This window comes from Bradyrhizobium sp. UFLA06-06 (assembly GCF_054820065.1).
The window spans coordinates 28235-53325 of the sequence record NZ_JADFUD010000031.1 but is presented as its reverse complement, the minus strand read 5'-3'; the positions used below and the strand labels follow the sequence as shown (position 1 = coordinate 53325).

Genomic DNA, 25091 nt, shown 5'->3' with positions numbered 1-25091 from the left:
ATATGCTCAATGAATGAGCAAGAAATGACTCCTGCTTGCTTTGTGGCCGGCAATGGATGTCGCGCGCTGAAGCGCGCTAATCGGGCCAGATCAGCTCCTGCAACTGCACGAGATCATCGACCTGGTCCGGCCAACGCTCGATGCAGATGTGCCGGAGCGGATCGCTCGCAGAGTGCAGCATCAAGAGCGCCATCAGCCGCCGCTTCAGCGTGAACGTCACGTCAGTGCGCGAGATGCCGAAACCGTCGAACAGGCTGCGCACCCGGCGCGGATGCCCGGCGGCCATGAAGGCGCTGGGGCCGAGCAGGTCGTACTCACCCCACCCCGTCCGGACGTCGCCGAAGTCGAACAGGCCGGCGACGTGCCAGCCGTCGGCCCGGCGTCCGAGCAGAAAGTTCTCCGGGATGTATTCGCCGGTCAGGATCACCGGCGGCGCGTTCATCGGGATCAACTCAGTGGCGTCACGCAGGAGATCGCCGAGCGAGGTGAGGAATTTCGCCGGCAGGCCGAGCCGTTGGTGCCGCGCCCGACACTGCGCGATCTGGGTGCGCATGAAGGCCTCCCAGCGCGGCCCGATCGCAAGCAGGTTGCCAGGCGGCACGCGCTGCACCTCGGCGATCACGGCCCCGATCTCGGCGAGCACGCGCTCCCGCTCGGCTTCCGACAGCGCCGGCCAGACTTCCAAACCGACGGTGCCGGCGAGGTGCGTGATGACGAGATAGGGCCAGCCGTCACGCTCGCCCTCTGCGACCAGGTCGGGAATCGGAATGCCGAGCCGTCCGCGCAACGCCGCGAGCGCGCCGCGTTCGGACACGAATTGCGGACGCAGAAACGGCGGGAAGAGTTTCAGGATCAGGCCATCGTCCAACGCGACGACGAGGTTGGTGCCGGTCGAGAACACATGCGGCGCGGCGCACGACAGCCCGTGGCCATCGGCAATATCGCGCGCGACCGGCAGCCAGCGCGACGTGTCGCTGCGCCAGGCGCGGTAGGTGTCGTAGTCGGTCAGGGAAGGAAGATGCATTCGCGCGCGGCCTCTCAACGCTGTCGTCCTGGCGAAAGCCAGGACCCATAACCACCGAATTTGATTGTAAGCGGGATCGCGGCCCTAGCCTCGCGCAACGATGAGCAGCCGGGGTAATGGGTCCTGGCTTTCGCCAGGACGACCCTGAGTGTGTGGCGCCGCTTGCGAGCGATACATTCACATCCTCTCAGGATGACGGAGAAACAGTTGAGCAGCCTGGATGCCCCTCACCTATCCGGATTGGCGCGCTCGAACTGGCGCAGCAGGCGGTTGCCGCGTTCGACGGCGTTGTCCATCGCGGCCTGCGCCGAACGCTTGCCGGCGAACACCTGCTCGAGCTCCTCCTCGATCACGTCGCGGATCAGGACGAACGAGCCGAGGCGGATGCCCTTCGAATTGTCGGTCGGCGGCTTCAGCGTCACCTCCTCGATCGAGATCGAGGCGCCGGGATTGCGATCGTAGAAACCCTGCGCACGGGTCAGATCGAATGCGGCGCGGGTGATCGGCAGGTAGCCCGTGTTCTGGTGCCAGGCGGCCTGCACCTCCGGCCGCGACAGATAGGCGAAGAACTTCGCCACGCCGGCATACTCGGCGCGCGGCCGGTCGCGCAACACCCACAGCGTCGCGCCGCCGATGATCGAGTTTTGCGGCGCGCCCTGCACGTCGGGTTCGTACGGCATCATGCCGTAGCCGACCTCGAATTTGGAATTGGCCCTGATGTCGGCGCGCGTACCCGACGAGCCGATGAAGATGCCGCACTCGCCTTTCTGGAAGCGCGGCTCGGCCGCCTGCCCGCGGCCGCTATAGTCGAAGGTCTTGTCGGCCTGCCATTGCGCGAGCTGCGCGATGTGGCGCACCACCAGCGGATTGTTAAAGATCAGCTGGGCGTCGAGCCCGGAAAACCCGTTGGCCTTGGTTGCGATCGGCAGATTGTGGAAGGCCGAGAAGTTCTCGACATTGATCCAGGAGGGCCACGACGTGGTCACGCCGCACATCGCGCCCGCCGCGCGCAGCCGCTTGGCCACGACGCCGAGCTCCGGCCAGGTCCTCGGCGGCACACTCGGATCGAGCCCGGCGGAGCGGAACATATCCTTGTTGTAGTAGAGGATCGGCGTCGAGGCATTGAAGGGGAACGACAACATGTTGCCGTCGACATCGGCATAGTAGCCGGCCACCGCGGGCAGATAGGCCGACGGCGCGAATGCCTCGGATTGATCGCGCATCAGCTCGAACACCGGATAGATCGCGCCGCGGGCCGCCATCATGGTTGCGGTCGCGATCTCGTTGACCTGAACGATCGCCGGCTGGCTGCGCGAGCGGAAGGCGAAGATCGCCGCGGTGACGGTCTCGGTATAGTTGCCCTTGTAGGCGGGCACGATCCGGTAGTCGGATTGCGAGGCGTTGAAATCGGCGGCAAGCTTCTCGAGCTGCTTGCCGAGCTCGCCCGACATCGCGTGCCACCACATGATCTCGGTGGCCGCTCGCGCCGGCGACACAAGCAGAAGAGCCGCGACGACGAGGTGCAAAAGCTTCAAGGCGAGCTTCAAAGCGAACTTCACGACGAGCCGTTCCCGGATGCCAACACGCCCTCATAAGGCGCTACAACCGCAGATTCAACCGACACCACAGGTTGCACCGCGGATTTAACGTTTGGCCGATGGCGAACCAGCGCCATTCTGCTAAAATTGCGTTGAACCTTTTCTTCCCGCCCTGGACACAAATCACAAGGGGAATTGTAGCCTGTGTACCGCCGCGCCGGCCTTTCGCGGATAACGATGCTTGCCGTCGCGCTGTCATGGGCAGCGGTCCCGGCGAGCGCTTTTGCGCGCGAATTCCGTACCGCCGATACCCAGAATGAGGACTATCCGACCGTCCAGGCGCTGAATTACATGGACCGCCTGATCGCTGAACGCACCGCCGGCCGGCACCGCATCGTGGTCTTCCATTCCCGCCAGCTCGGTGAGGAAAAGGAGACGCTGGAGCAGACCCGGGCCGGCGCCATCGACCTGAACCGGACCAATGTCGCGCTGATCGGGACAATGGTGCCGTCGGTCAACGTGCTGGCAATGCCGTTCCTGTTTCGATCGCCCGAACACCTGCAGAACGTGCTGGATGGACCGATCGGCAGCGAGATCCTGAACAGTCTCGGGGCTCACGGCTTCGTCGGGCTGGCCTTCTACGATTCCGGCGCCCGCTCGATCTACAACAGCATCCACCCGGTCCATTCGCTCGACGACGTCAAGGGACTGCGGTTGCGCGTGCAGCAATCCGAACGGATGTCGGACGTGATGCGCGCGCTCGGCGCCCAGCCGGTCCAGATGCCCTACGGCCAGGTATTGACCGGATTCGCCACCGGGCTGATCGACGGCGCCGAGAACAACTGGGCGTCCTTCGTCACCACCGGTCACTACAAACATGCCCGCTACTACACGTTGACCCAACACACCTTCAGTCCGGACGTGCTGCTGATGTCGCAAAAGGCATGGGCCAGCCTCTCGCCGGAGGAGCAGGCGATCTTCCGCGAGGCCGCGCAGCGCTCCAGCGTCTACATGCGCGAGAGGTGGCGGGAGCTCGAGGCGCGCTCGCGCAAGCAGGCGGAGCTGGCGGGCGTCGAGATCGTGACCGATATCGACCGCAAGCCGTTCGAAGCTGCAATGGCCGGCATCTACGCCAGGGCCGAGCGCGATCCCGCGACATCGGCGCTGATCGAACGCATCCGCAACATGGAGTAACCGGATCTTGGACGCATCAAAGCAGGACGGGACGATGCGACGGCGGGCGGCCTTCGGGCCGCAGGGCCGTTTCCGCATCGTCCAGCTGCTGCGTGCGGTGCCGATCCGCTGGCGCATCCTTTCGATCGCCCTGCTCAACTCCGCGGTCGTGATCGTGCTGGCGGTGTTGATCTGGAACGGCGCGAAGGTGCTCGGCTCGGCCTGGGAGGACGTCCGCCAGGTGCGGGAATCCGACAAGATCCTGGCCAAGCTCGAAAGCGAGACCAGCCGCCTGCAGAACCTGATCCATCGCTACATCAACCAGCCGAGCCCGGACCTGTTCGCGGAAATCCTGCTGCTCCGCGAGGCCGTGCTCGGCACGCTGACGAACCGGGCCTCGACCGACCCGATGCTGTCAGGCTCGGTCGAGCAGCTGGAGCGCGTCACCAGCCGTTTCCTCGACGGCTTCGGCGAACTGCGCACCGTGCAGACCAGGATCGCCAAGACCTATGATGAGCAGGTGCTGTCGCCGACCAAGGACATGGCCGGGCTCTATTCGATCATCGAGGGCGCGACCGGCCATCGCGATGCACTGATCTGGCCCGCGCTCGGCAAGTCGCGCGAAGCGTTCACCTCGCTGCTGGTCGCCGCCAACGCCTACTATCTCTCGCTGGCCTCCTCGTCGGCCGAGGAAGCCCGCCGCAACATCGATACGATCGAGAGGACGATTCCCGTCATGACCGATCTGGCCGAGAACGATCTGCAGCGGATGGCGCTGGCGCGGCTCAAGGTCAAGACCGCCGAGCTGCGCGACGGGCTCGGCAAGCTCAGCGAGCAGCTCACCAACCGCACCGATTTGCTGCGCAACTCGATCGACGCCAGCCAGGCGGATGCGATCGGCGCGATCGACGATCTCTCGGTGAAGATGCGCCAGCGCGAGCAGAAGGCGCAGGAGACGTTCGACAAGACGCTGACCTCGATCTCGCGCCGGGTGCTGTCGATCGCCGTGATCTTCCTCGGCGTCATCATGTCGGCCGGCGTCATGATCGCGCTGTCGATCCGCCTGCCGCTGGCGCAGATCATGGCCGCGATGCGCACCATCACCTCGGGGGATCTCGACCGGCCGGTGCAGGGCACCTCGGCCAAGGACGAGGTCGGCGCCATGGCGCGTGCGGTTGAAGTGTTCCGCGAAAACGCGATCGCCAAGCGCAAGACCGAGGACGAGCTGCGCACCGCCAAGGAGGAGGCCGAAAGCGCGCTGCTCGAGCTCAATACCGCGCAGCAGAACCTGATCGATGCCGAACGCCTCGCCGCGCTCGGCGGCCTCGTTGCCGGCGTCGCCCACGAGGTCAACAATCCGATCGGCATCAGCCTGACGGTGGCCTCGAGCTTCGCCCGCCGCAGCGAGATGTTCGAGAATGACCTGAAGACCGAGCCGCTGCGCCGCTCCAAGCTCGACGAGTTCGTGCGCGCCTCGCGTGACGCATCGCAGCAACTGGTCGCGAACCTGACGCGCGCCGGCGAGCTGATCCAGTCGTTCAAGCAGGTCGCAGTCGATCGCTCGCATGCCGAGCGCCGCCAGTTTGCCTTGAGCGAATCCACCGACCAGATCGTGGCGAGCCTGCGGCCGGTGCTGAAGAAGGCCGCGATCGCGCTGTCGGTCGATGTGCCCGAGGGGCTCTTGATCGACGGTTATCCCGGCGCCTATGGGCAGATCTTAACCAATCTTTTCCTCAACGCCGTCAATCATGCCTTCGCCGATGGCCGCTCCGGCACCATCACCATCTCGGCGCGCGGGCGCGGCGCCGACGATGTCGAGATCATCTTCGCGGACGACGGGGCTGGCATGACGCCGGACGTGCAGCGGCAGGCGTTCGACCCGTTCTTTACGACGCGCCGCAACGAAGGTGGTACGGGCCTCGGCCTCCACATCGTCTATAACCTCGTCACCCAGCAGCTCGGTGGACGCATGATGCTGGAGTCAAGGGTAGGACAAGGCACCACTTTTCGCATTATCATGCCCAGGATCGCCAAGGGGGCTGCCAAGGGCGAGCCCACGATCACTGACGCAGCAGCCGACGGAACCAGTCAATGGCCGAACAGGACGATGTCCTCCAACTGATCGACGATACCGAGAGCCCCCCGGAGGACTCGTCGGCCCGCAAATGGAAGATCGCCGTCATCGACGACGATCACGCCGTCCATGAAGGCACCCGCTTCGCGCTGAGCGATTACAACCTGAACGGTTCGACGCTGGAGATCCTCTCCGCCTACTCTGCGGCCGAAGGCCGCACATTGATGCGGGACAACCCCGACATCGCAGCCGTGCTGCTCGACGTCATCATGGAGACCGACGTCGCCGGCCTCGAGCTCGTCGAGTTCATCCGCAACGAGATCAAGAACGAGACCGTGCGCATCATCCTGCGCACCGGCCAGCCCGGCCAGGCGCCGGAACGGCGCGTCATCGTGCAATACGACATCAACGACTACAAGGCGAAGACCGAGCTCACCGCCGACAAGCTGTTCACGTCGCTGACGGCCGCGCTGCGCAGCTACCAGCAGCTCGAGCGCATGGTGCAGACGCGGCGCGGGCTCGAGATCATCATCGACGCGGCCTCGACGCTGTACGACTTCAAGTCGATGCAGCGGCTGGCCGAGGGCGTGCTGACCCAGCTCGCCTCGCTGCTCAACGTCGACTGCGCCGGCATTCTGGTGCTGCGCGACGACGGCAATTCGGCGGCGGCCGATTTCTCGGTGCTGGCCTGCTCGGGCTGCTACAGCCGCTTCATCGGCACCACCTCGTCGAAGGCGCTCGATCCGGACCTGCGGCACATGGTGGAGGAAGCATTCCAGCGCCGCAAGAACGAGTTCGCCGACCACCGCAGCGTGCTCTATTCGCGCACCGGCAGCGGCCGCGAGGTCGTGGTGCTGCTGCAAGCCGAGCGCCAGCTCTCCGACACCGACCGTGCGCTGGTCGAGATCTTCTCGAGCCGGCTGTCGATCGCGTTCGACAATGTGATCCTCTACCAGCAGCTGCACGAGGCCAACACCCAGCTCGAGGACCGCGTCGCGCAGCGCACCCGCGCGCTGATGCAGGCCAACCGGCGGCTCTCGGCGCAATGGCTGCGGCTGCAGCGCGCCAACGGCTTCAAGAACGAGATCCTCGGCACCGTCGCCCACGATCTGAAGAACCCGCTCGGCGTGATCCTCGGCCGCACCGAGATGCTGACCGAGCTGATCGGCGCCGGCTCCCCGAAGGAAAACGTCACGTCGCAGGTCGAGCACATCCGGGACGCCACCAAGCGGCTGACCTCGATGGTCGATCATCTGATCTCGGACGCGATGGCCGATGCGTTCGACATCACCATCCGCCGCGAACCGGTCGACGTCGCGGCCCTGGTCAACGAGGTCACCGAGGCGAATCTGCCCTCGGCCGTCAACAAGCAGCAGAGCATCTCGGTCTCGGGGCCGCAGCAGTTCGTCACGATGTGCGACGCCGACCGGATCCGCGAGGCGATCGACAACCTCGTCAGCAACGCCATCAAGTACTCGCCGATCGGCGGCAAGATCACGGTCACGGTCAGCCATGAGGGCGACGACACCGTGATCCGCATCGTCGACCAGGGTCCCGGCCTCAGCCCGGAGGATCTCGGCCGGCTGTTCGGCCGGTTCCAGCGGCTGTCGGCCAAGCCGACCGCGGGCGAGAGCTCGACCGGCCTCGGCCTTTCCATCGTCAAGCGCATCATCGACATGCATGGCGGCCATGTGACCGCGCAGAGCCCGGGCCCCGGACAGGGGTCGACCTTTACGGTTACACTGCCGGCGACAGAGACATCATGAGCCAGAACCCGCATATCTTCATCGTGGACGATGAGGCACCGGCCCGCGAAATGGTCGGCGATTACCTCAAGATGCACGGCTTCGGCGTGACGCTGTGCGATGGCGGCAAGAGCCTGCGCAAGGAGATCGAGGGCTGCACGCCCGATCTCGTGGTGCTCGACCTCAACATGCCCGAGGAAGACGGGCTGTCGATCATTCGCGACCTCAAGAGCAAGATCAACGTCCCCGTCATCATGCTGACAGCTACTGCCAGCCCGATCGACCGGGTGGTCGGGCTGGAGCTCGGCGCCGACGACTACGTGGCGAAGCCCTGCGAATTGCGCGAGCTGATGGCGCGCATCCGCTCGGTGCTGCGGCGGAGCGGGCCGGCGAAAGCGGCGGCGCCGGAACCGGCGAGCGCCAAGGCCGAAAAAGAGCAGCTGGTGCGGTTCGGCACCAAATGGCTCGATCTCGAGGCCCAGGCCCTGCGCGACGACGAGGGCAATGAGCATCCGCTGACGGCCTCCGAATTCGGCCTCCTGAAGGTGTTCGCGGCCAACCCGAAGCGGGTCTTGTCGCGCGAGCGGCTCTTGGAACTCGCCAATGCGCGCGACGCGGAAGCCTTCGACCGTGCCGTCGACCTCCGCATCATGCGCATCCGCCGCAAGATCGAATTCGACCCGACCAAGCCGTCGGTGATCCGGACCATCCGCGGCGGCGGCTACCTGTTCTCGCCGACCGGGGACAAGGCGTAGCGCTGCGAAAGCTGTCCCGCCTCGCAATGTCGTCCTGGCGAAAGCCAGGACCGATAACCACGACTGCCCGGGTTGGGTAGGCTGGACCCACAGCGGGCTCAAACAACGATCATTTGGGGTAATGGGTCCTGGCTTTCGCCAGGACGACAAATCGTTGTGTGGCACCGGCGGATTCAGCGACACAAAGGCTGTCAATCCGCGCAAAAATCCCTAAGTTTCGGCCATGCCGAAAACAGCCTCCAAAGCCCCCGCCAAGCCCGCATCGAAGACCGACCCCAAGCCCGTCGCCGCCAAGGCCACGGCGAAGGGCGACCATGTCTTCCTGGTCGACGGCTCGTCCTACATCTTCCGCGCCTACCACGCGCTGCCGCCACTGAACCGCAAATCCGACGGGCTGCAGGTCAACGCCGTGCTCGGCTTCTGCAACATGCTGTGGAAGCTGTTGCGCGACATGCCCGAGAACAACCGGCCGACGCATCTGGCGATCGTGTTCGACAAGTCGGAGATCACGTTCCGCAACAAGCTCTATCCCGACTACAAGGCGCACCGGCCGCCGGCGCCCGACGATTTGATCCCGCAATTCGCGCTGATCCGCGAGGCGGTGCGCGCCTTCGAACTGCCCTGCCTCGAGCAGGTCGGCTTCGAGGCCGACGATCTGATCGCGACCTATGCGCGGCTCGCCAGCGAGCGCGGCGCGACCACGACGATCGTGTCATCGGACAAGGATCTGATGCAACTCGTCAACGACAAGGTCGTGATGTACGACACGATGAAGGATCGCCGCATCGGCCGCGACGAGGTGATCGAGAAATTCGGCGTGCCGCCGGAGAAGGTGGTCGAGGTGCAGGCGCTGGCCGGCGACTCCACCGACAACGTGCCCGGCGTGCCCGGCATCGGCATCAAGACCGCCGCGCAGCTGATCATCGAATATGGCGATCTCGATCAACTGCTGTTCCGCGCCGGCGAGATCAAGCAGCCGAAGCGGCGCGAGGCGCTGCTGGAGAACGCCGAGAAGGCGCGCATCTCGCGCCAGCTCGTGCTGCTCGACGACAAGGTCGACCTCGAAGTGCCGCTCGACGACCTCGCCGTGAACGACCCCGACTCGCGCCGGCTGATCGCCTTCCTCAAGGCGATGGAGTTCACCACCCTCACCCGCCGCGTCGCCGACTACGCGCAGATCGACCCGGCCAATGTCGACGCCGATCCCGGCAACAAGAGCGGCGCGAGCGTGTTCTCGCCATTGCCGCCATCCGATGTGACGCCGGCGCCCGGAGACGCCCCGACATCTGCGGCACCGCTGCCGAAAGCCAAGCCGACCGGTGCGCGTGACGACAAGAATTCAAACCTGAAGGGCACGCCGGCGACGCTGGCCGAGGCCCGTGGCGAGGCGATCCGCAAGACCGGCTTCGACCGCAAGGCGTATCAGGCGATCGGCAGCCTCGATCAGCTCAAGGCCTTCATCGCCCGCGTGCCCGACACCGGCTATGTCGCGATCGAGGCGATGTCGGAATCGATCGACCCGATGCAGGGCGAGCTCTCGGGCCTTGGACTGGCGCTGGCGCCAAACGATGCGTGTTACGTGCCGCTCAGCCACAGGCAGGCCGGCGGTGGCGCGGGCCTGTTCGATGCAGGCCTCGCACCCGGCCAGATCAAGACTGCCGAGGCGCTGGCGGCGCTCAGGCCGCTGCTGGAGTCCGTCGGCATCCAGAAGGTCGGCTTCGACGTCAAGTTCACCTCGGTCATGCTGGCGCAGCACGGAATCACGCTGCGCAACATCGACGATGCGCAGCTGATGAGCTACGCGCTCGATGCGGGCCGCGGCTCGCATGCGCTGGAGGCGCTCGCCGAGCGCTGGTTCGGCCACGCCGTCGTCAACTACGGCGGCCTCGTCGGCAGCGGCAAGGGCAAGCTGACCTTCGATCAAGTCACGATCGACAAGGCCAGCGAATATGCGGCCGAAAGCGCAGACGTGATCCTGCGGCTGTGGCGGGTGCTGAAGCCGCGCCTCGTCGCCGAGCGGATGGCGACGGTGTACGAGACGCTGGAGCGGCCGCTGGTCTCGGTGCTGGCGCGGATGGAGCGGCGCGGCATCTCGATCGATCGCCAGGTGCTGTCGCGGCTGTCGGGCGATTTCGCCCAGACCGCGGCGCGCGTCGAGGCCGAGATCCAGGAGATCGCCGGCGAGCCGGTCAATGTCGGCAGTCCGAAGCAGATCGGCGACATCATCTTCGGCAAGATGGGATTGCCCGGCGGCAGCAAGACCAAGACCGGCGCGTGGTCGACCACCGCGCAGGTGCTCGACGAGCTTGCCGAGCAGGGCCACGAATTCCCGAAGAAGATCCTGGAGTGGCGCCAGGTCTCGAAGCTGAAATCGACCTATACCGACGCGCTGCCGACCTACGTCAATCCGCAGACCCATCGCGTCCACACCACCTACGCGCTGGCCGCGACCACCACGGGCCGGCTGTCGTCGAACGAGCCGAATCTGCAGAACATCCCTGTTCGTACCGAGGACGGCCGCAAGATCCGCCGCGCCTTCATCGCGACGCCGGGCCACAAGCTGGTGTCGGCCGACTACTCACAGATCGAGTTGCGGCTGCTCGCCGAGATCGCCGACGTGCCGGTGCTGCGCCAGGCATTCCGCGACGGGCTCGACATTCACGCCATGACCGCATCCGAAATGTTCGGCGTGCCGATCAAGGACATGCCGAGCGAGGTGCGCCGCCGCGCCAAGGCGATCAACTTCGGCATCATCTACGGCATCTCGGCATTCGGCCTCGCCAACCAACTCGGCATCGCCCGCGAGGAGGCCTCGGCCTACATCAAGAAATACTTCGAGCGCTTCCCGGGCATCCGCGCCTATATGGACGAGACCAAGGATTTCTGCCGCCGCAACGGCTATGTGACGACGCTGTTCGGGCGCAAGTGCTACTACCCCGACATCAAGGCCTCCAACGCCTCGGTGCGCGCCTTCAACGAACGCGCCGCGATCAATGCGCGCCTGCAGGGCACCGCGGCCGACATCATCCGCCGCGCCATGATCCGCGTCGAGGACGCGCTCACCGAGAAGAAGCTCTCGGCGCAGATGCTTTTGCAGGTGCATGACGAACTGATCTTCGAGGTGCCGGACGATGAGGTCGCGGCGACGCTGCCGGTGGTGCAGAAGGTGATGCAGGATGCGCCGTTCCCGGCGGTGCTCCTGTCGCTGCCGCTGCAGGTCGATGCCCGCGCCGCGAACAATTGGGACGAGGCGCATTAGCGCTTCCTCACCTCTCCCCGCTTGCGGGGAGAGGTCGGATCGCTCTTGCGATCCGGGTGAGGGGGTACAGGTCTCACCTCGGTCCTTGCACGTTGAGAGAACCCCTCACCCCAACCCTCTCCCCGCAAGAGCGGGGCGAGGGAGCGCACCACCTTCGCCGCCACATTGCTCCGAGAGCAATTCCGGCATGGCCGCGCCGCGGACGACACGCTAGAAGTGTGCGCATCCCTCGCGAGACCCGTCATGCCCCACACATCCGCTTTGCTCGGCTTTGCGCTCATCTGCCTCGGCATGGTGCTGACGCCGGGGCCGAACATGATCTATCTGATCTCGCGCTCGATCACGCAAGGGCCGGCGGCCGGCATCGTCTCGCTCGGCGGCGTGGCGCTCGGCTTCGTGTTCTACATGCTGTGCGCGGCGTTCGGCATCACCGCATTGCTGTTTGCGATTCCCTACGCCTATGACGCGCTGCGCTTTGCCGGCGCGGGCTATCTGCTCTGGCTGGCATGGCAGGCCGTGAGGCCCGGCGGCCGCTCGCCGTTCCAGGTCAAGGCGCTGAAGGTCGACGGCCCGCGCAAATTGTTCGCGATGGGCTTCGTCACCAATCTGCTGAACCCGAAGATCGCGATGCTTTATCTGGCGCTGCTGCCGCAGTTCATCGACCCCGCCGGCGGCAGCGTGCTGACGCAGTCGCTCGCGCTCGGCTCGATCCAGATCGTGATCAGCGTCAGCGTCAACGCGATGATCGCCCTCGCCGCCGGTTCGATCGCGGTGTTCCTCGGCACCCGCCCGACCTGGCTTTTGGTGCAGCGCTGGCTGATGGGCACCGTGCTCGCAGGGCTGGCGATGAAGATGGCGCTCGAGGCGCGGCGGGCCTAGCGAGTACCCTCTCCCCTTGTGGGAGAGGGTGGCTTCGATGCTTCGCATCGAAGCCGGGTGAGGGGTTGTTTCCACGAGTTCGTCTGCGGGGACAACCCCTCATCCGGCGCTTCGCGCCACCTTCTCCCACAAGGGGAGAAGGGAAGTAAGCGCGTAGGATGGGTAGAGCGCAGCGAAACCCATCCTGACCACCGCGGATTCGAAGTGATGGGTTTCGCTGCGCTCTACCCATCCTACGGTTCAGCAACCCTCAATCCAGCTTCGCCTCCATCCCCCGCTTCGTCGCCGGGCGGGCCATCAGCGTCTCGTACCAGCGCTTGACGTTGGGGAAGTCGGCCAGGTCGACCTTGTGGCGCGGATGGCGCCAGGCCCAGCCGAGGATGGCGAAATCGGCGACCGACAGATCGCCGGCGACGAATTCGCGCCCATCAAGCCGGCGGTCCAGCACGCCGTAGAGCCGCCGCGTCTCGGCCATGTAGCGCTTCAGGCCGTAGGCGCGGTCCTGCTCGTTCTCCAGCGCGATGAAATGGTGCACCTGGCCCGGCATCGGGCCGAAGCCGCCCATCTGCCACATCAACCACTCATAGACCGGGATCCGCTCCGCCAGCGGCTTCGGCAGGAACTTGCCGGTCTTCTCGCCGAGATAGAGCAGGATCGCGCCGGACTCGAAAATGCTGACCGGCTTGCCGCCGGGGCCATCCGGATCGACGATCGCCGGGATCTTGTTGTTCGGGCTGATCGCAAGGAAGGCGGGCGCCATCTGTTCGCCCTTGCTGATGTTCACCGGGATCACCTTGTAGGGCAGCCCCATTTCCTCCAGCGCCACCGAGATCTTGCGGCCGTTGGGGGTGTTCCAGGTGTGCAGCTCGATGGTCATTTCCGCTTCCCGTGCAAGTGTTTGGCCGAGTGTTTGGCGCCTGCTTACGGGGAACGGAACGGCCGCACAACCGCGCTTTCCGGAAAGCACGCCCGCGGAAATCGCGGCTTGGGCACTGTTGACGGCGGAATTTCCACGCTGGAATGTGCCGGTAAGCGTGGATAGATTGCCGCCCGCCTCAAACCCTCAAGGGAAAAAGTCTTTGTCCAAATCAGCCTCCCGCGCCCGCCTCGCCGAGATCATCCGCAAGCGCTCGTTCGGCCGCGGCGAGATCACCTTGGCGTCGGGCCGCAAGAGCGACTTCTATTTCAACCTGAAGCCGACGATGCTCGATCCCGAGGGCGCGGCGCTGCTTGCCGAGCTCACCTATGAAGCGCTGAAGGACGACAAGCTCGATTTCGTCGGCGGGCTCGAGATGGGCGCGGTGCCGCTCGCCGGCGCCATCGCGCAACTGTCCTGGCTGAAGGGCCACCCGATCGCGGCGTTCTTCGTGCGCAAGAAGCCGAAGGAGCATGGCGCTAAGCTTTCCGTCGAAGGGCTTGCGAAGGGCGAGAGCCTTGCGGGCAAGCGCATCGTCATCGTCGAGGACGTCACCACGACAGGCGGCTCGGCGCTGAAGGCGGTGGAAGCCGTGCGCGAGGCCGGCGGCGAGATCGCGCTGGTCTTCACCATGGTCGATCGCGAGGAAGGCGCGACCGAGACGTTTGCCGAAGCCGGCTTGCCGTTCCGCGCGCTCTACAAGGCGGGCGAGTTCCTGAAGGACTGAGGCGCTTTGGCGGCTATCTCCCGTCTTCGCGTATCGCCGCGCGGTGCGCGTTTCATGTGACGCCGTCACCCCAGATCAATCGCTCGTTTACCATCCCGCCTTAAGGTGAATCCGCCGGGGCAGCTTGTCGCCGCGGCGTGGCGCGTCGGGTGGAGTTGGCGTTGCGTACAGAGTTGAGTGATCGGCGCACGCAGCGCCGCGTGATGCTTGCCGCCGCAGCCGTTGCGGGTTCCATCCTTGTGGTGCCCGCGCCTGTGTCAGCCGAAGGGCTGCTCGACTTCTTCTTCGGCGGTTCCCAGAAGCAGCAGAGCCGGCAGGCGCCGCCGCAAGCCAATTTCTTCGCCGACCCGTTCGGCCTCAACCAGCAGGCCGAGCGGCAACCGTCCGCCCCCATCTCGGCGCCGCGCGTGGCCGGTTCCGGACCGGCGTATTGCGTGCGCAGCTGCGACGGCAAATATTTTCCGCTGACGATGCGCGGCAACGCCACGCCGGCGCAGCTTTGCCAGGCCTTCTGTCCGGCGAGCGCGACCAAGGTCTATTACGGCAGCCATATCGACAGCGCCGCATCGACCGCCGGCGAACGCTACGCCGACAGCGAAAACGCCTTCGCCTACCGCAAGGCGCTGCGCGCCGACTGCACCTGCAACGGCCGTGACCCGGCGGGGCTTGCGCCGGTCGACCTCGCGCTCGATGCCTCGCTGCGTGCCGGCGACGTGATCGCGACCACCGACGGCCTCGTCGCCTACACCGGCATCCGTGTCGGCAACGAGCAGTCCTTCGACTTCACGCCGGTCGCCTCCTATCCCGGATTGACCTCGGCGGTCCGCGCGCGGCTCGGCGAAATGAAGGTCGCCCCCGTCAGCGCCGAGATCGCGGGCGATGCGCCGCTGCCGGAAACCGGCCGCGATGTCGCGCCGTCGTCTGTTGCGCCGAAGGGCAACGCCGCGAAGCCCGCCAAGCGGGCCGAGGCGAACTGACGGGCGTAAGCCCGTCATTCCGGGATGGTGCGTAAGCACCAGACCTCAGATGCGCAATTGCGCATCGGGGAATCTCGAGATTCCGGGTTCGCCTCTTCGAGGCGCCCCGGAATGACGCTGTTACAAATTGCTACCGCGCCACGATCACGCCGATCACATTGGGCGCGGCCATGTATTTCTCCTCGATCGCGGCCCGCGCGGCCGCGCGGTTCTCCGGATTGAGGATGCCGCGCTTCTCGGCGAGGATCATCCAGCAATAGCCCCACCAGTCCGTCAGCATGCCGTGATCGTCGACGAGATCGTAACCCTGCTCGCCGGCGAAAATCCGCGCATGCGCTTCATCGAGCGAATCGAGCCAGGCGTGATCCTCGTCCGAGAACAGCTCGTCGCTGAAATCGTCCGTGGTGTAGCCCCAGATCGACATGCAGACCGCGTTGAACTCGCGATCGAGCTGGTCGTCATCGATCGGCTGGCGCCGCGAGGCCTGGTGCAGCCGCGACAGCGACCTCGCGAAATCGGCAATCCGGGTCAGAGCGAATTGATCAAAAGCGATGGTGGACATGTAGTCCTCACGGAGACTGAGAGACCATAGATATTGTGTCGGCACAGGCGCCGAATCACAATGATATATCAAAGACTTGCTAAAGTGTTCTTAATTCGTCCTGATTGGTTTACAGACCGCCCCCGGACGTCGTCCTGGCGAAAGCCAGGACCCATTACCCCAATAGGCCGACATCTCGCGAGCCTGGGCCACGAATGAGCACCGCTGGCAGCTATTACGTCTACATCCTCGCAAGCCGGCATCACGGCACGATCTATATCGGGGTCACCAACGATGTCGGCGCGCGGCTTGAATTGCATCGTTCCGGGCGCGGCTCCAGATTTGTGCTGAAGTACAAAATATTCCGCCTCGTCCATGTCGAGGAATTCGCCACGCCGCAGGAGGCGATCGCACGCGAGAAGCAGCTGAAGTTCTGGAAGCGCGATTGGAAGATCAAGCTGATCGAAGCAGAAAATCCGGATTGGAACGACCTGTCGGGCCTCATCTGACAATTGGGGCAATGGGTCCTGGCTTTCGCCAGGACGACGATGTGGCGCGAGCGAGTATCGTCGCCCCGTTGCGCGCGGACGCTGCCCGTAAAGCAATTCGGGCCGCTGACCAGGTCAGCGGCCCGTTGAAAATGGCTTCGGAATGAAATGCGTCGGAATGAAATGCGTCGGAGCTGAAAAATGTGCCCGCCCCACGAGCGACAGCCGTGTTTGTAAAGGCTCCGTTAAGCCTTGGAAATCCGTATCACCACGGTGTTTCGGATCGCGCGTGAAAGCGCGTTGCGCGGCCGCTTAGTTCGCCGCCGAGAGCAGCTTGTCGCCGCAGGCATTTGCGTAGAACTTGCCGCCGCATTGCCGCTTGATGGCGGCGCAGCGCGCGACGGGCGATGCGTTCTGCGCCACGCTGAAGCCGCAACTCAGGCCGTCGGCGCTGCGGCCCGGTCTGCCCGCTGCATCGGCTGCGCTGGTCGCCGTGATGCACACCACGAGCAACGCCGCGGCCGCGATCTCGATCAAGAGTCTCATCACGCATCCTCCGGTCAATTGTCGCGAAATCCCGGCTTCTGCAATGCCATCGTAGCACCCATGACGGCTGGTCCGGAAGGTTCCCGAAGCGGCCCGGTCCTTGCATAAAATCACGGCAGCGCTGTGTATGGCATCGTCCCTGACGGTTTCGATTGCCATGCAACGCGGGTATCATTGCGCCGGAGCGTGATCGGAAGGCCGCGGAACCGGGATTTCCGGGGGAACCATGCTCCACCAATGAAATGGGGTCATGATGCCGATCATCGCATCATGTTCCGGTTTGAACGGCAGGGATTGGGCGCGTTGCAGGAACAGACAAACTACCCGGCATTGAACCAGCCGATCGACGAGCTGGCGCTGACCGAGATCAAGAGCGCGATCCTGGCCAAGCTCCGGCTTGCGATCGGCAAGGACGCCACCGTTGCGACCAGACGCGACTGGTACAAGGCCGCGGCGCTGACGCTTCGCGACCGCATCGTGCACCACTGGCTGACGGCCGAGAAGCAGAGCTACGACGCCGGCGCCAAGCGCGTCTATTATCTCTCGCTCGAGTTCCTGATCGGGCGCCTGTTCACCGACGCACTCAACAATATGGGACTGCTGCCGCTGTTCGAGGCGGCGCTCGGCGACCTCGGCGTCGATCTCTCGGACCTGCGCAAATGCGAGCCGGATGCGGCGCTCGGCAATGGCGGCCTCGGCCGGCTTGCAGCCTGCTTCATGGAGAGCATGGCGACGCTGGCGATCCCCGCGACCGGCTACGGCATCCGCTACGATTTCGGCCTGTTCCGCCAGATCATGAACCATGGCTGGCAGCAGGAATATCCCGACGAGTGGCTCGCCTTCGGCAATCCCTGGGAATTCCAACGGCCGGAGGTGGTGTACAACGTTCACTTCGGCGGCCATGTCGAGCATGTCGACGATCGCGGCCGCGACCGCGCCACCTGGCACCCGGCGGAAACCGTCGAGGCCATGGCCTACGACACGCCGATCGTCGGCTGGCGCGGCCAGCACGTCAACGCGCTCCGCCTGTGGTCGGCGCATGCGCCCGACCCGCTCGAGCTCGACGTCTTCAACACCGGCGACTACGTCTCGGCCAGCGCCGAGCAGGCCCGCGCGGAAGCGATCTGCAAATTCCTGTATCCGAACGACGAGAGCGCGGCGGGCCGCGAGCTCCGGCTGCGCCAGGAATATTTCTTCGTCTCGGCCTCGTTGCAGGATCTCGTGAAGCGGCATCTCGCCTCCGACGGCGGCCTGCGCAACCTCGCGCAGAAGGCGGCGGTGCAGCTCAACGACACGCATCCGAGCCTTGCGGTCACCGAGCTGATGCGCATCCTGGTCGACCTGCACAATTTCCGCTGGGACGAGGCCTGGAAGATCACGGTCGCGACGCTGTCCTACACCAACCACACGCTGCTGCCGGAGGCGCTCGAGACCTGGCCGGTCGAACTGTTCGAGCGGCTGCTGCCGCGGCATCTCGAGATCATCTACCGCATCAACGTGGCCCATCTCGCGCTCGCCGAGGAACGCTTCCCCGGCGACATCGAATACCGCGCCTCGGTCTCGCTGATCGACGAGCGCAGCGGCCGCCGCGTGCGGATGGGCCAGCTCGCCTTCGTCGGCTCGCACCGCATCAACGGCGTCTCCGCGATGCATTCCGACCTGATGAAGGAGACCGTGTTCCACGACCTCCACCATCTCTATCCGTCGCGCATCACCAACAAGACCAACGGCATCACCTTCCGCCGCTGGCTGATGCTGGCCAATCCGCGACTGACCGCGCTGCTGCGCGAAACCTGCGGCGAGGCCGTGCTCGACGACTTCTCGCTGCTCGAGCGCCTCGAGACCCATTCGAGCGATCTGGAATTCCAGAAGCGCTTCCGCGACGTCAAGCATCACAACAAGCTGGCGCTGGCGCGGCTGATTCGCGAGCGCAACGGCATCCAGGTCGACCCCTCGGCGCTGTTCGACGTGCAGATCAAGCGCATCCACGAATACAAGCGGCAGCTGCTCAACATCCTGGAGACGATCGCGCTGTATCACGCGATGAAGGACGAGCCGCGGCGCGACTGGGTGCCGCGCGTGAAAATCTTCGCCGGCAAGGCGGCGGCAAGCTACCGCTACGCCAAGCTGATCATCAAGCTGATCAACGACGTCGCCGAGGTCGTCAACAACGACGCTTCGCTCGGCGGCAGGCTGAAGGTCGCCTTTCTCGCCGACTACAATGTCAGCCTCGCCGAGGTGATCATTCCGGCCGCCGATCTCTCCGAGCAGATCTCGACCGCCGGCATGGAGGCCTCCGGCACCGGCAACATGAAGCTCGCGCTGAACGGCGCACTGACGATCGGCACGCTCGACGGCGCCAATATCGAGATCCGCGACAATGTCGGCGAGGAGAACATCGCGATCTTCGGCCTCGAGGCCGGCGACGTCATGGTCCGCCGCAAGCAGGGGCTCGACGCCAGCGACGCGATCCGCAAATCGCCGCGGCTCGAGCGCGCGATCCGCGCCATCGAGAGCGGCGAGTTCTCGCCCGGCGATCCCGCACGCTTCGCCTCGATCGGGCACGCGCTGCGCTACCTCGACCACTACATGGTCTCGGCCGATTTCGATTCCTACTACGACGCGCAGCGCGGCATCGACGCGCGCTGGCGCGTGCCTTCCGCCTGGACCCGCGCCTCGATCCTCAACGTCGCGCGCATGGCATGGTTCTCCTCCGACCGCACCATCCGCGAATATGCCGAGGACATCTGGCACGTGCCGGTGCATCCGGGCGCCTCGCCGCAGCTCGGCAACCAGCGCGAGGCGAAGGGCTAATCCCGGGACGCGGAAATCGATTACGCCCGACGTCATTGAAATCAGCGCAATTGCTCGCGATATTGCATGACGAACGTCATTGCTCGTCATTGCGTATGGCGATACGGAAGCGCCAGTCGATATTGAAAGACCCGCATGCTCACCAAGACCCCGCACCTTTTCGATGAAGCAACCGCCGTGACCGCAGGCGACAGCCGCTGGCAGGGACGGACCAGTCCCGATTACTGGGCGTTCGTCGGTCCGTTCGGCGGCTGCACGGCCGCGACGATCCTGCGCGCGCTGATGCAGCACCCGCAGCGCGCGGGCGATCCGCTGGCGCTGACGGTCAACTACTGCGCGCCGGTCGCCGAGGGCGTGTTCGATCTCGATGTCCGCCTGGTCAAGGCCAACCGCTCGAGCCAGCACTGGTCGGTCGAGATGACGCAGGGCGGCGGCGAGGTCGCGACGCTGGCGACGGCCGTGTTCGCCGAGCGTCGCCCGTCCTGGTCGCACCAGCCCGCCGGGTTTCCGGGCGCCGTGCCGTTCGACGAGCTGCGCTCCTTTCCGAAGCTCAAGATGACCTGGGCCAACCAGTACGATTTCCGCTTCGCCGAGGGCGAGCCGATGTTCGCCGGCGGCGGCGGCGCGCAGCAGCCGTCGAGCCCCTATTCAAAGCTCTGGATCGCCGATCGTGTGCCGCGCAAGCTCGATGCGCTGTCGCTGATGTCGATGTCGGACGCGTTCTTCGGCCGCGTCTTCCACGCAAGGCACGAGCTGGTGCCGTTCGGCACCGTGTCGCTGACGACCTATTTCCACGCCGACGCGGCCGACCTGGATGCGGAGGACATCACCCGCGTGCTCGCCACAGCCGACGCCAAGACCTTCCACAAGAGCTACGGCGACCAGCACGGCGAATTGTGGTCGCCTTCCGGCCGGCTGCTCGCGACCACGACGCAGATCGCTTATTTCAAGGCGTAGGCAAATATCCACATTGGTCTGTCAGGACCGCATTGCCTATTTCAAGGGTTGAGGGAACATTGGCACGTCGCTTCTGTTCCACACCTTTGGGAGCACTGCTGCATGTCCGAAGCCGACACGTCAAAGCCCTCGCGCATCGCCCTGCTTGGCGTTCCCATCGAGATCGGCGCGTCGCAGGCCGGCCCGCTGATGGGACCGGACGCGCTACGCACCGCGGGCATCGCGCGCCTGCTCGAGCAGCTCGACTTCCAGGTCGACGACCACGGCAACCTTGCGATTCCCCAGGTCGTCGCCGACGGCCCGGTGCCGGCCAACACCAGGTTCTACGATGAAGTGAAGACCTGGACCCGTGCGCTCTCCGAGCGCGCCTATTGGCTGGCGCATTCCGGCGCGATCCCGATCTTCATGGGCGGCGATCACTCACTGTCGATGGGGTCGATCAACGGCGTCGCGCGCTACTGGCAGGAAAAGGGCCGGCCGCTGTTTGCGCTGTGGGTCGACGCGCATGCCGACTACAACACGCCGGCCACCACCATCACCGGCAACATGCACGGCATGTCGGCCGCGTTCCTGTGCGGCGAGCCCGGTCTCGACGATTTGCTCGGCGGGCTGCCGCGCGCCTCGATCCCGCCCGATCAGCTCGACCTGATCGGCACGCGTTCGGTCGATCCGCTGGAGCGCAAGCTGCTGCGGCAGCGCAACGTGTCGATCGCGGACATGCGCCAGATCGACGAGTTCGGCGTCGCCGTGCTCACGCGCCGCGTCATCGAACGCGTCAGGGCGAAGAACGGCGTGCTGCACGTCTCGTTCGATGTCGACTTCCTCGATCCGGCGGTGGCGCCCGGCGTCGGCACCACGGTGCCGGGCGGCGCGACCTATCGGGAAGCCCATCTCATCATGGAGCTGCTGCACGATTCCGGGCTGGTGCGCTCGCTCGACATCGTCGAGCTCAATCCCTTCCTCGACGAGCGCGGCCGCACCGCGCGCGTCGCGGTCGAATTGATCGGCAGCCTGTTCGGCCTGCAGATCACCGACCGCCAGACCCCGAGCAACGCGGTGCTGCCGGAGATGGGGGAGTAGCGAAGCAACAGGCGATGTCGTCCCGGCGAAAGCCGGGACCCATAACCACCGATGGTCATTGTTGCGCGCCGGTGGAATGACGAGTCCCAACCACAACATCCGCTGCGGAGTATGGGTCCCGGCCTTCGCCGGGACGACACTGGAGTATGTGGCGCCGCCGGCTGCTCAGCTTGTCGGATCGAAAAGGTGCGCGCTTCGTTGACTACGTCAAAAATCAAAAAGGCGGCCACGAGGGCCGCCTTTTCCAATCGCGTACTGCTTGCGCAGCTTACTCCGCCGCCAGCTTCACTTCCGGCGCGGCGGCGCGGACTTCGGCGTCGACCTGCGCTTCGAACTTGGCGAAGTTCTTCTGGAACATGCCGACCAGCGCACGCGCGGTCTTGTCGAACTCGACCTTGTCGGCCCAGGTCTTGATCGGATCGAGGATGTGCGGCTCGACGCCCGGCAGCGAGGTCGGCACCGCGAAGCCGAAATACTTGTCGGTGCGGAAGTCGGCGTTGCGCAGCGAGCCGTTCAGCGCCGCGGTGAGCAGCGCGCGGGTCACCTTGATCGGCATGCGACGGCCGGTGCCGTACTTGCCGCCGGTCCAGCCGGTGTTGACCAGCCAGCAATCGACATTGTGCTTGGCGATCAGCTCGCGCAGCATGTTGCCGTAGACCGACGGATCGCGCGGCAAGAACGGCGAACCGAAGCAGGTGGAGAATTCCGGCTGTGGCTCGTTGCCGAGGCCGCGCTCGGTGCCGGCGACCTTCGCGGTGTAGCCGGACAGGAAGTGATACATCGCCTGCGCCGGCGTCAGCTTGGCGATCGGCGGCATCACGCCGAAGGCGTCGGCGGCGAGCATCACGACGTTCTTCGGATGCGGCGCGCAGCCGGTGCGCGAGGCGTTCGGGATGAAATCGAGCGGATAGGCCGAGCGGGTGTTCTCGGTCTTCGAGCCGTCGTCGAAATCGGGCACGCGATCATTGGCGCCGAGCACGACGTTTTCCAGCACCGCGCCGAAGCGCTTGCTGGCGGCGTAGATTTCCGGCTCGGCTTCGCCGGACAGCTTGATGCATTTGGCGTAGCAGCCGCCTTCGAAATTGAAGACGCCGTCCTCGCTCCAGCCATGCTCGTCATCGCCGATCAGCGTGCGCTTGGGATCGGCCGAGAGCGTGGTCTTGCCGGTGCCGGACAGGCCGAAGAAGATCGCGGTGTCGCCGTCGGCGCCGACATTGGCCGAGCAGTGCATCGGCATCACGCCCTTCTCGGGCAAATAGAAGTTCAGCGTGGTGAACACGCTCTTCTTCATCTCGCCTGCATATTGCGAGCCGCCGATCAGGACGATCTTGCGGGCGAAATCGATCGCGACGACGTTCTCCGACTTGCAGCCGTGGCGCTTCGGATCGGCACGGAAGCTCGGCAGGTCGATGATCGTGAGTTCGGGCACGAAGCTCGCGAGCTCCGACGCCTCGGGGCGGATCAGCAGCGTGCGGATGAACAGCGAGTGCCAGGCCAGCTCGGTGAAGACGCGGGTCTTGATGCGATGATTCGGATCGGCGCCGCCATAGAGATCCTGCGCGAACAGCGTCATGCCTTCGGCATGCTTGAGGAAGTCGGCATGGAGCGCAGCGAACTGCTCCGAGGTGATCGACTGGTTGCCGGCCCACCACATGCTCTTGTCGGTCAGGCCGTCGCGGACCGTGAACTTGTCCTTCGGACTGCGCCCGGTGAACTCACCGGTATCCGCGCAGAGCGCGCCATCGGCCGACAGCACCGCTTCGCCATTACGCAGCGAATGCTCGTAAAGCTGAGGCGCGCCATAATTCCAATGCACGCCCTTGAGATTTTTTAAGCCGAATTTATCGGCGCCGAAGGCACCGTTATGCACGCCCGTCTCTTGCACGAAGAACCTCCTCGAACCCGCGTATCCTTGTTCGCGCGAATGTCGCTAGTCGCGCCCCGCCGCGGTGACCGTGATCAGAATATAGCCTCTCGGCTTCGGTCCGGCGACCTAATAGTGGGGATCGCCGGGCTTGCCAAGCCAATCGAACGGCTTTTGGCTGATTCCAAGGCAGGCCCATCATCTGGCGCAAATACCGCAGCGCGAAACCCTTTCGTCTTGCTTTCGTTTTCTCGTTGTTTTCCCGACAGTCGAGCGACGTTTCATCGCCTTTCCCGCCGCGCACGGAGCTTTGCGATGCACAAAAAGTGCCAGCCGGCGGGCAGCGCCTTCGCCGATCGAGGCGAACGGCGCGGAGAATGCCGGGTATGCATTTCGCGCTGAGGATGTATCGTTGAGATGGGCCGCCGCGCGCTGACGCAGCGCTGCACGGCTGAGCATGACCACCATCGTGTTGCACGCGGCACCACCTGATCGGCGTTGAGCTGCAGATGAGAGCTGCTGACGAGCAGTTTCGATTGCGCTCAACACGCCTTCGTCGAAGCCCGATTGTATCAATGCTCAACTGCGATGAATGTTCCGCAACGCGTGGCGTTCGGCGGCGAGACGGTCGCTGACCCCGGCGATCGATGATAACGCAATCAGCGCGGTCGCACGCGCGCGTCATCGCGGTCGACATCGCGATCCGACTGATTTTCCGAGGCAGCCGCGCCAGACGTTCTTGCATGCACATCGAGCCGACGGGCGATGACGAGACGCGCCCGTGCGAAATGATCGCGCTGTCAAACCCGGACTGCGCAATCGCGCCGCCGCACCCATGCGACACCATGCCTCGCCACGGCCGCAGCGCCGCCGTGCGGACAGGTGGTTTTCTTTGATCGCTTCCTATTCCTTGGCGCGCGCCTCGCCGGCGAGCCGCACCAGCATCTTGCGCAGCTCGGTGCCGGTGGTGACGCGCTCGGGGAAATCCAGCCGCAGCGTGTCGTGGCCGGCCTGCATGTCCATGCCATCCGGATCGCAGCCGGTGCAGAGCCAGTCGGCACTTTCCGCGCCGAGCAGCCGCGTGGCGTAGAGGTTCATGGCCTCGCGGTGATCCTCGTTCATATGCGCCACCGCGTCGGGCTCGGCTTCGAGCAGCTCCTCGGCTCCCCCGAGATCGGTCAGGAATTGCGCGGGTTTGAGGTCCACGATGCGGCCAAACCCGGCGACCAGATGGGCACCGCTCGGCCTGATCCGGAAAAACGAAAAATCCTTAAATTCCACAAAGGCTTCCGCTGACGGATGGGCGCCGAGATAGCGCCGGCGGACGAGCTCCCGCCCGGCCTCCGCGACCTCCTCCGCCTGACCGGCCAGCATGATCCGGGCCCCCTCCAGCGGATCGCCCTCGGCGCGCTCGTCCAGCATCAGCGACACCCTGGGATCGGCCAGGACGTTCTTGGTATGCAGCGCCAGCCGGGAAATCAGCAGGATCGGCGAGGCGTCGGGATGGCTGGCCAGATTGACCAGCGAGCAATAGGGATCGCCGGTGCCGGCCATCAACGTGGCGAGGGCGCCCTGGCGGCTGCGGCGGAGCAGCGAGCGGGCAAGGTGGGCAGGATCGAAGTCGGCGGTCGGTTGCATGGGCCTATCGGGTCATTTTGGGGGCGAATCGGGCGGGTTCCCTATGAAAAAAGGGCCTTTTCTCATGGTCTAAGGGTGCTATATGGGGACCCATCG

General features: G+C 65.1%; 20 protein-coding genes. 12 read left to right on the top strand and 8 right to left on the bottom strand.

The annotated features are described in order from the left end of the window. Nucleotides 1–76: 76 nt before the first annotated feature. Entirely contained in the window at nt 77–1024 is a 948-nt protein-coding gene (locus IF803_RS24990; RefSeq protein ID WP_461193819.1) for an aminoglycoside phosphotransferase family protein, read from the bottom strand. A gap of 227 nt (nt 1025–1251) precedes the next feature. After that, entirely contained in the window at nt 1252–2571 is a 1320-nt protein-coding gene (gene ugpB, locus IF803_RS24985) for a sn-glycerol-3-phosphate ABC transporter substrate-binding protein UgpB (RefSeq protein WP_028340479.1), read from the bottom strand. A gap of 228 nt (nt 2572–2799) precedes the next feature. Here ugpB and IF803_RS24980 point away from each other — a divergent pair, with 228 nt between their 5' ends. From IF803_RS24980 to IF803_RS24955, 6 genes are all read left to right on the top strand, one after another. Beyond that, nucleotides 2800–3756: a TRAP transporter substrate-binding protein gene (locus tag IF803_RS24980; RefSeq protein ID WP_461193818.1), complete on the top strand. Its 957-nt coding sequence runs from the start codon at nt 2800–2802 to the stop codon at nt 3754–3756. A gap of 34 nt (nt 3757–3790) precedes the next feature. Beyond that, the gene (locus tag IF803_RS24975; RefSeq protein ID WP_461193816.1) at nt 3791–5857 is read left to right on the top strand and encodes a sensor histidine kinase; all 2067 of its coding nucleotides are present in this window, start codon (nt 3791–3793) and stop codon (nt 5855–5857) included. Further along, nucleotides 5827–7575 (top strand): ATP-binding response regulator, encoded by a 1749-nt coding sequence (locus IF803_RS24970; RefSeq protein ID WP_028340476.1) that lies wholly within the window; start codon nt 5827–5829, stop codon nt 7573–7575. The genes IF803_RS24975 and IF803_RS24970 overlap by 31 nt, the downstream gene beginning before the upstream one ends. Beyond that, entirely contained in the window at nt 7572–8309 is a 738-nt protein-coding gene (locus IF803_RS24965; protein WP_028333805.1) for a response regulator, read from the top strand. The genes IF803_RS24970 and IF803_RS24965 overlap by 4 nt, the downstream gene beginning before the upstream one ends. Before the next feature lie 223 nt (nt 8310–8532). Next, the gene (polA, locus tag IF803_RS24960; protein ID WP_461193815.1) at nt 8533–11568 is read left to right on the top strand and encodes a DNA polymerase I; all 3036 of its coding nucleotides are present in this window, start codon (nt 8533–8535) and stop codon (nt 11566–11568) included. Nucleotides 11569–11811: 243 nt separating this feature from the next. Next, nucleotides 11812–12447 (top strand): LysE family translocator, encoded by a 636-nt coding sequence (locus IF803_RS24955; RefSeq protein ID WP_028333807.1) that lies wholly within the window; start codon nt 11812–11814, stop codon nt 12445–12447. Nucleotides 12448–12697: 250 nt separating this feature from the next. Here the strand turns inward: IF803_RS24955 and IF803_RS24950 are convergent, their stop codons facing one another. Further along, complete coding sequence (locus IF803_RS24950; RefSeq protein WP_283067305.1) at nt 12698–13324, bottom strand: glutathione S-transferase family protein; 627 nt, start codon at nt 13322–13324, stop codon at nt 12698–12700. Nucleotides 13325–13526: 202 nt separating this feature from the next. On the opposite strand from IF803_RS24950, the gene pyrE reads away from it, so the two are divergent. Then, nucleotides 13527–14090, top strand: a complete 564-nt coding sequence (gene pyrE / locus IF803_RS24945; protein WP_018269561.1) for an orotate phosphoribosyltransferase — start codon at nt 13527–13529, stop codon at nt 14088–14090. Between the two features lie 203 nt (nt 14091–14293). Continuing rightward, nucleotides 14294–15067: a DUF2865 domain-containing protein gene (locus IF803_RS24940; protein WP_461193852.1), complete on the top strand. Its 774-nt coding sequence runs from the start codon at nt 14294–14296 to the stop codon at nt 15065–15067. A gap of 130 nt (nt 15068–15197) precedes the next feature. Here IF803_RS24940 and IF803_RS24935 read toward each other — a convergent pair whose 3' ends face one another. Continuing rightward, complete coding sequence (locus IF803_RS24935; protein ID WP_016843277.1) at nt 15198–15629, bottom strand: hypothetical protein; 432 nt, start codon at nt 15627–15629, stop codon at nt 15198–15200. 194 nt (nt 15630–15823) lie between these two features. Here IF803_RS24935 and IF803_RS24930 point away from each other — a divergent pair, with 194 nt between their 5' ends. Beyond that, nucleotides 15824–16117: a GIY-YIG nuclease family protein gene (locus IF803_RS24930; RefSeq protein ID WP_461193814.1), complete on the top strand. Its 294-nt coding sequence runs from the start codon at nt 15824–15826 to the stop codon at nt 16115–16117. A 291-nt stretch (nt 16118–16408) separates the two neighbouring features. On the opposite strand, the gene IF803_RS24925 is transcribed toward IF803_RS24930, so the two are convergent. Continuing rightward, nucleotides 16409–16642 carry a hypothetical protein gene (locus tag IF803_RS24925; protein WP_461193812.1) on the bottom strand — a complete coding sequence of 78 codons (234 nt, stop codon included), beginning with the start codon at nt 16640–16642 and terminating at the stop codon, nt 16409–16411. Nucleotides 16643–16912: 270 nt separating this feature from the next. On the opposite strand from IF803_RS24925, the gene IF803_RS24920 reads away from it, so the two are divergent. The 3 genes from IF803_RS24920 (at nt 16913) to rocF (ending at nt 21493) form a co-directional block, all read left to right on the top strand. Further along, complete coding sequence (locus tag IF803_RS24920; protein WP_439711140.1) at nt 16913–19456, top strand: glycogen/starch/alpha-glucan phosphorylase; 2544 nt, start codon at nt 16913–16915, stop codon at nt 19454–19456. A gap of 135 nt (nt 19457–19591) precedes the next feature. Then, nucleotides 19592–20413: an acyl-CoA thioesterase gene (locus tag IF803_RS24915; protein WP_461193809.1), complete on the top strand. Its 822-nt coding sequence runs from the start codon at nt 19592–19594 to the stop codon at nt 20411–20413. 102 nt (nt 20414–20515) lie between these two features. Then, nucleotides 20516–21493, top strand: a complete 978-nt coding sequence (gene rocF, locus IF803_RS24910; RefSeq protein ID WP_018269556.1) for an arginase — start codon at nt 20516–20518, stop codon at nt 21491–21493. A gap of 268 nt (nt 21494–21761) precedes the next feature. Here rocF and IF803_RS24905 read toward each other — a convergent pair whose 3' ends face one another. The 3 genes from IF803_RS24905 to IF803_RS24895 all read right to left on the bottom strand — a co-directional run bounded on the left by IF803_RS24905 (nt 21762) and on the right by IF803_RS24895 (nt 24995). After that, entirely contained in the window at nt 21762–23378 is a 1617-nt protein-coding gene (locus tag IF803_RS24905) for a phosphoenolpyruvate carboxykinase (RefSeq protein WP_461193808.1), read from the bottom strand. 177 nt (nt 23379–23555) lie between these two features. Further along, the gene (locus tag IF803_RS24900; protein ID WP_461193807.1) at nt 23556–23903 is read right to left on the bottom strand and encodes a hypothetical protein; all 348 of its coding nucleotides are present in this window, start codon (nt 23901–23903) and stop codon (nt 23556–23558) included. Nucleotides 23904–24260: 357 nt separating this feature from the next. Continuing rightward, on the bottom strand, nt 24261–24995 hold the full coding sequence (locus IF803_RS24895; RefSeq protein WP_461193805.1) for a HugZ family pyridoxamine 5'-phosphate oxidase: 735 nt from the start codon (nt 24993–24995) through the stop codon (nt 24261–24263). Nucleotides 24996–25091 lie beyond the last annotated feature (96 nt).